This window comes from Nitratidesulfovibrio liaohensis (genome assembly GCF_011682075.1).
Classification (GTDB): domain Bacteria; phylum Desulfobacterota; class Desulfovibrionia; order Desulfovibrionales; family Desulfovibrionaceae; genus Cupidesulfovibrio; species Cupidesulfovibrio liaohensis.
The window spans coordinates 1-6651 of sequence record NZ_VSMK01000106.1; the positions used below are offsets into that span (position 1 = coordinate 1).

A 6651-nucleotide genomic window follows, 5' to 3' on the forward strand; every position below is an offset into this window, starting at 1 on the left:
AGCCCCAGGGCCAGCCCGCGCCGCCGCGCCGCCGGGTCCACCATTTCGGCAACCTGGCGCAGCACTGCCGCCGGATCGAACGGCTCGTCGCGCAGGCCCGATTCGCCCGCGCCCAGCGCGGAAAGATCCAGCAGGTCTTCGATGATGCGCAGGAGGGCATGGCCCGATTCCACCGCCGTGCTCAGGTAACCGCGCCGCTCGTCGCTCAGGTCCGGTCCGTCCAGCAGTTGCAGCATGCCCAGCACCCCGTTGAGCGGGGTGCGCAGTTCGTGGCTCATGTTGGCCAGGAATTCGTCCTTGGTACGGCTGGCCGCCTCGGCGGCGTCCTTGGCCCGCCGCAACGAGACGATGGCCCGGCGCCGCGCGATGTGCTCCCACATGCCGTGCATGAACAGTTCCAGTTGGCGGCGGTCGGCCCGTTCGTAGGGCAGGTCCTTGTTGGCCACGCCCGCCACGGCCACCAGCCGTCCCTCTTCCAGCACGGGCACGGCCAGATGCCGCCACAGCGAGATGCCACCCACGCGATGGACCGGTTCCGTTTCCTGCGCGCCAGCCTCGCCTGCCCCCCCCGCAAAGGACTCGTTACGGATTTCCGGCTGGCCGGTGCGCACCACCTCGGTCCACGGGCCCGTCACGGTTGCCCTGCCGTCCGCCCTGCTGTCCGGAGCCGCACCCGGGGATGCGGAGATCCCCCCCGGCTCGGCCATCAGATGCGACCACAGCACGCCATCCGCCGACACCCGCCCATTGTCCACCAGGGCCAGGTAGCCCAGTTCGCTGCCGGTCAGGCGCACGGCCTGCTCCAGCGCAAAGCGCATGATCGATCGTTCGGGCGCGGCGTCCATGCGCGACAGGCGGTGCAGGGCCGACAGCCGCGCCGCGCCCAGCCTGCGTTCGCGCCGGGCGTTGCGGCGTTCGGTGATGTCCGCGGCAATGATGGCGAACTGGCGTTCACGCACCCGGTAGACGGCCATCTCCAGCCACTTGCCCATGTTTCGGGAATAGCGTTCCGTGTGCAGCGGCTCGCCGGTCAGGGCCACCCGGCCCAGCGCCGCGACCCATGACGGATCCTGCGGGCCGAACAGTTCGCTGGCAGTGCGCCCCAGCACGTCTTCGGCGCGGTGTCCGGCCATGGACTCGAAGGCCGGGTTTACCGTCAGAAACCGGAAATCGACAGGTCGGCCCCCGTCGTCCAGCACCACCTCGTGCACGGCGAAGCTGGTGATGAGCTTGCGGAACAGGGTGCGGAAGTCATGCTCGGTGGAACGCTGGCGGGTCACGTCGCGCATCAGGCTGAGCACCGAGGCAACGCTTCCGTCCACCCCGCGTTCGGGCACCAGCCGCCAGTCGAACAGCACCCGCCCGGCGGGTCCGTGAAACACGTAGTCGGTCTGCACCGGGCTGCCCGATTCCAGTACCCCGCGCAACTGGCGTGCCCAGAATTCCGCCACCTGCGGGGCAAGGCCCAGTTCCGCCACCTCGCGCCCCATGAGCGCGTCCGGCGGGCCCAGGTAGGGAGCGACGGCAGCGTTGACGTAGGTCAGGCGCAGGTCGCCACCGAAGCGCATGACGATGTCCGGAGTGTTTTCCACCAGGGCGCGGTACTTTTCCTCGCCAGCGGCAAGGTTGGCCAGGGCCATGTAGCGCTCGGTGACGTCCTCGTAGATCAGCAACAGATCGCCCGAATCGGCGCGGCTGATGAAATAGTGGCGCCAGCAGCCGCGTATCTTGTCGCTGTAGAGGAAAGAGGGAAGGTGCTCGGCAATGCCGCTGCGCCACGCACGGGCCAGGGCCTCGCGCAGGGTGGCGACCACCGGGGCTGGCAGCAGGCCGGACAGCAGGCTGCCGATGTATTCGGCACGAGTCAGGCGGCTCAGCCGTTCCCCCGCCGGGTTGATGTCCAGCAGGGTGAAGTCGGCGCAGTCGTCCCCATGGGCGTGCACGGGGCGCAACACCATCACGCCCGCGTTCATGTTGCGGAATACGCCGCGAAACAATTCGGCATCGCGCCGCACCTGTTCCACGGTACCGGCGGACTGCCCGTCCGGACCGGTTGCCCGGCTTTGCCCATTCTGCCCGATTTCCCCGGTCTGTCCGATCTGCTGATCGTCCAGTTCCGTCGGCTCCGCGTATTCCGGACATTCGCGGCTGTCCGCGCCATTTCCAGCCTGCATTGCACCGGCCCCTTTTGTCCTGCCACGCCCGTCCCCCCCGGAACCGGCGCAGCCATATCCGACGATGTCACACTACTCAAAAGCCACACAGCGTCAACGGGAAAACGCACCGTTGCCATACGGCCCTGCATCGTCGTCCAACGCCGGGGGAGCAACCGGCTGGCATCATGACGAACGCCGCTCCCGGCCCATGCAGGCAGGAAGCGGCGCAGGCAAGCAAAGACGCATCTACTTATGTAATGTATCGATGCCCTCAGCGCTCCCGGCGCAGCATGGCCCGGGCGTATTCCACCACGATGGGCAGCACGGACACTACAATGATGCCGTAGATGACCAGACTGAAATTACGCTGTACCAGCGGCATGTTACCCAGAAAGTAGCCCGCCGTCACCAGCAGCCCCACCCACAGCAGGCCGCCGCTGGCGTTGAACAGCAGAAAACGCCGGGCGTCCATGGCCGCCACCCCCGCCACGAAGGGCGCAAAGGTGCGCACAACCGGCACGAAGCGGGCCAGGACGATGGCCTTGCCACCGTGGCGTTCGTAGAATTCGTGCGCCCGGTACAGGTGCTGGCGGTTGAGCAGGCGGTAGTTCTTCTCGAACACCGGCGGGCCGATGTACCGTCCGATGCGGTAATTCACCGCGTCGCCGATGACGGCGGCGGCCAGCAGCGTGAACGCCAGGGGAAAATACTCCAGGTGCCCGGCCCCGGCGATGGTGCCCGCCGCGAAGAGCAGCGAGTCGCCGGGCAGGAACGGCGTGACCACCAGCCCGGTTTCGCAGAACACGATCAGGAACAGGATGGCATAGGTGTACACGCCCCAGTTCGAGACCAGTTCGAACAGGTGCCTGTCCACATGCAGCAGGAAGGAGACAAAGGTGGAAAAAATGCCCAGAATGTCCACGAAAGGCTCCGGTGCCGGTATTCCCGGCGGGTTGCGGTCGGGCCATGGCCGCGGGGATGCGGCCTTGCCTCTCTACGCCACGCCGCGCCCCTGCGCAAGCGGCGCGCCTGGGCTAGCGATGTCCCCCTGCGCAAGCGGCGTACAGGGTCGTGCAATGGCTCGCAACGGTTCGCTCCACCGGGCTGCGCGCACCCCGCATGACGAGGGCGCCGGGAATGAGTCCGCGGGGGTGACCGATCTTTTTCGCGGGGGTTTGCACTTTTTTATTGAAAAAGATTTTCATTTTCACTATGGTGCCTTCAACGAACAACCACAACGACATCCCGCACATGCCCACATCACTCCCACGCCTTCCAGCCTCCGGCCTTTCCCGCCCGTCCCGGCCTTGCAACCCGGGGCGGACGGGGAATGCCACCTCCAACGGACACAAGGCTCCTTCCGCACGTCCCGACCGGCACGAGCACGCCATGCGCCAGACGGAACAGTGTAGTCGGGCCGCCTGACGGGTGGCCCGGCACGAACACAGACACGCACACAGATACCACCCATCCGGAGGATTCCCATGGCCAACGTGCTCATCGTCTACGGTTCCACCACCGGCAACACCGCCTGGGTCGCCGAAACCGTCGGCCGCGACATCACCGAAGCGGGCCACAGCGTCGAAATCCGCGACGCGGGCCAGGTAGAGGCGGAAGGCCTGTGCGAGGGCCGCGACCTCGTGCTGTTCGGCTGCTCCACCTGGGGCGACGACGAAATCGAACTGCAGGACGACTTCATCCACCTGTACGAATCGCTGGAAGCCACGGGCGCGGGCAAGGGCCGCGCGGCCTGCTTCGGCTGCGGCGACAGCAGCTACACCTACTTCTGCGGCGCGGTGGATGCCATCGAAGAGCGCCTGTCCGGCCTTGGCGCGGACATCGTGACCGATTCGCTCAAGATCGACGGCGATCCGCGCACCATGCGCGACGATGTCGCCGCCTGGGCCGGGCGCGTGGTGGCCGCCCTGTAGAACTGCTCGCGTTCGCACGGCCCGCCCCCTATCCCTGCTCCCGCCCCGCCCGTCACCATACCGGCGGAGACAGCGCGGCCCGCTGCATAGCAACCCAACGGAGGACCATGCCATGACCCTTGCCTGCTCCATCGGCTCCGGCCGCGTGGCGGCCCGGCGCTTCGCCGGTTCGCTCCGCCGCCTCATCACCAGTGACGACCGCAGGGAACACGACCTTGCCCTTTCGGGGCGGCTCGGCCCTTACGGGACTGACGGGGCCGATGACGCCCACGGCGCGGACGAGGCACCCCGGTTCTCCGCTGCCGCCACGGGGCGCCCCTGCGCCTGACGCGATACGCCTGCCCAGTATCCCTGACGCGCAAAGCGGGCCGCCCCGACACAAGCGGCCCGGCACGGGGTGGCGGCTTACCCTCCGTCGCCCGCGCACCACACCAGCACATGACCGAGCCGGGCGGGCGCAGCGCCGCACCGCCCGGCACCGGAGACGCCCCATGAAAGACCTTGCCCTGCTCATCACCGCCGCGCTGTTGCTGGAAATCACCGTGGCCACCCTGCTGATGCGCTGACCCGGGCCGGCGCCCGTACGCCCGTGGGTTGGCCGGGACCTTCCACGAACCGCCCCTGTCCCCTAGGCCCCCATAGCTAACACAGGCGCCCCCCAAACGCGCACCCGCCCCCCTTTCCCACTCTCCCTTGTTTGCCCCCTGTTGCCCCCTGTTGCCCCCGCTTGCGCCCGCCGTTGAAAATCACGGCGGGCCTTGCTGCGCGCACGGCCATTTTCCGCTGCGCACCACGTTGGCCTCTTTACATTTCTTAACCAAATCAAGGGTTGAGCCGCGGCGGATGCGGACGATAGCATTTCCATGCACCGGCCCTGCACGTCACGGGATGCGGCGGCGATCCGCGCCTGCCAAAGCCCCTGGCGTGGCCGGTAATCAAGGAGATGGAAATGTTGCCAGCCACCGTCCGTACCGGGACCTGCGTGGCCCTGCTGCTGGCGGGCATGGCCCTTGCCGCCGTGACCGCCCGTGCCGTGGGGCCGTTGCACGCTGCCTTCCGGTCCGACTCCGGACCCGGCTTCGGGCCGCCGCCACCGGTATTTCCGGGTATGGGGCTTCCCCCGGCGGCGCCGCCTGTCCTCTCGACGGACGTTCCCTATGGTGTCCCGCCGCCCACGCTCCCCACGGCGGAACAACGTTCGGCCATCCGGACCGTCCGCGCCGCATTCGCCGCGCGCTTCGACGCATTGCGTCAGGAGCAATACGCCGCATGGGTCGCGCTGGAAGCCGCGCTGACCCGCGCCACCCCCGACCCGGACGAAACCGCTCGCAACGCCAGCGCCCTGCGCGACGTGACCGCTAAACAACAGGATCTGGCCATCGAAATGCGCCAGCGCATCATCCGGGAAACGGGCATCCGTACGCCCCTGCCCGGCCACCTGCCCCCGTCGCCCCCTTTGGGCATGACGGAATTCTCCGTGCCTGTCCCGCAGCGTGGGGCAGCCGCTGGCAGGCCTCCGAACGGAGTTCCCGGCCCTGGCGCCTTCGCTGACGCCAGCCCTGACGCCTTCACTGACGCCTTCACTGACGCCCACCCTGACGCCGACGCAGCCACCCGCACTCCCCCAGCCAGGCCGGGGGACACGGCGCCGCATCACCAAACGCCGCCTCCGGCGTAAGGCTGGCATGCTGTTGCCGTCCGGCACACCGGCCCCACCGTGCGGGGCCAGTGTCGGATACGGCCAAGGCGCGACGTTCCGGTGGTCGGAACGCCGCGCCCCATTTTTTTACGCATCCGTCACCCAAAGCAACGCGACAGCGACAGCGACCACCCCAACCCCACCGTGCTCACATTTTTGTGATTCCGGAACTTTTCCGCTTGCCTTCCTCCGAGCACCCGCCTATTCTCGCTCCCATCCCGCCGGGTGATGCTCTGCCTGCTTGCGGCGTCACTCTCGGAACATGCTCAGCCACCCCACGCTTGGCGCCGCATCACGCGGCCCGGACGGACGAGATGGCACAGCACCATGGAAGACATGGCAACGCCATGTCCTGGCCCCGACATCGTACACAGGTACCGCATGACCGCCAGCACCGAACACCGCCCCGCAACGCGGCCCACCATGGCCGCCGCGCTCCATGCCCTCCTTCGTCCGGCGCAGGACCCCGCCGACGCGGGCCGGGGATCGGTTTCGGCTTCCGTGGCCCTTTCCGCCCCGTGTGCCAAACGCACCGTGGCCGCTTCGTCCCGCCAGCCCCTGGCCGCCACTCCTGAAGTATTCCTAGCGCCCCGTTCCACCGGGGCGTTTTTTTACTTCTATTACTTTTGCCGGACAGCTTAGGCGGGCGTCTCGCATGGCATGCATGGCCGGGCGCACCGCAGGTGCTCCCGGCTTTTTTTCATGCTGCGTGGCGGCCATGACAGACAGACGGAGGAAAGGGACATGATCACGAGGATTCGGCCACAGCACCCCGCACCCCCCGCCAGCGGCAGGCGTCGCCCCATGGCCGCCGCAGGCACGGGATGCGGGACACCGCAGGCCGACCGGCCCGCAACGGCGTGCC

General features: G+C 68.0%; 5 protein-coding genes. 3 read left to right on the forward strand and 2 right to left on the reverse strand.

The features are described 5' to 3' along the window. The coding region (locus tag FVW27_RS04635) for a PAS domain-containing protein (RefSeq protein ID WP_167123155.1) at positions 1 to 2174 on the reverse strand (2174 nt) is incomplete at its 3' end. Positions 2175 to 2427: 253 nt separating this feature from the next. Continuing rightward, complete coding sequence (locus FVW27_RS04640; RefSeq protein ID WP_167123157.1) at positions 2428 to 3078, reverse strand: DedA family protein; 651 nt, start codon at positions 3076 to 3078, stop codon at positions 2428 to 2430. Between the two features lie 562 nt (positions 3079 to 3640). Between FVW27_RS04640 and FVW27_RS04645 the strand changes: the two genes are divergently transcribed. From FVW27_RS04645 to FVW27_RS04655, 3 genes are all read left to right on the forward strand, one after another. Further along, positions 3641 to 4087 (forward strand): flavodoxin, encoded by a 447-nt coding sequence (locus tag FVW27_RS04645; protein WP_167123159.1) that lies wholly within the window; start codon positions 3641 to 3643, stop codon positions 4085 to 4087. 112 nt (positions 4088 to 4199) lie between these two features. After that, positions 4200 to 4415, forward strand: coding sequence for a hypothetical protein (locus FVW27_RS04650; RefSeq protein WP_167123161.1), 216 nt, complete (start codon positions 4200 to 4202; stop codon positions 4413 to 4415). 621 nt (positions 4416 to 5036) lie between these two features. Further along, positions 5037 to 5765 (forward strand): hypothetical protein, encoded by a 729-nt coding sequence (locus FVW27_RS04655; protein ID WP_167123163.1) that lies wholly within the window; start codon positions 5037 to 5039, stop codon positions 5763 to 5765. Positions 5766 to 6651: the final 886 nt, after the last annotated feature.

Bases quoted from the DNA above. Each gene is read 5' to 3' on its own strand.
- FVW27_RS04645 (WP_167123159.1), top strand. From the start codon at position 3,641: ATGGCCAACGTGCTCATCGTCTACGGTTCCACCACCGGCAACACCGCC.
- FVW27_RS04650 (WP_167123161.1), top strand. From the start codon at position 4,200: ATGACCCTTGCCTGCTCCATCGGCTCCGGCCGCGTGGCGGCCCGGCGC.
- FVW27_RS04655 (WP_167123163.1), top strand. From the start codon at position 5,037: ATGTTGCCAGCCACCGTCCGTACCGGGACCTGCGTGGCCCTGCTGCTG.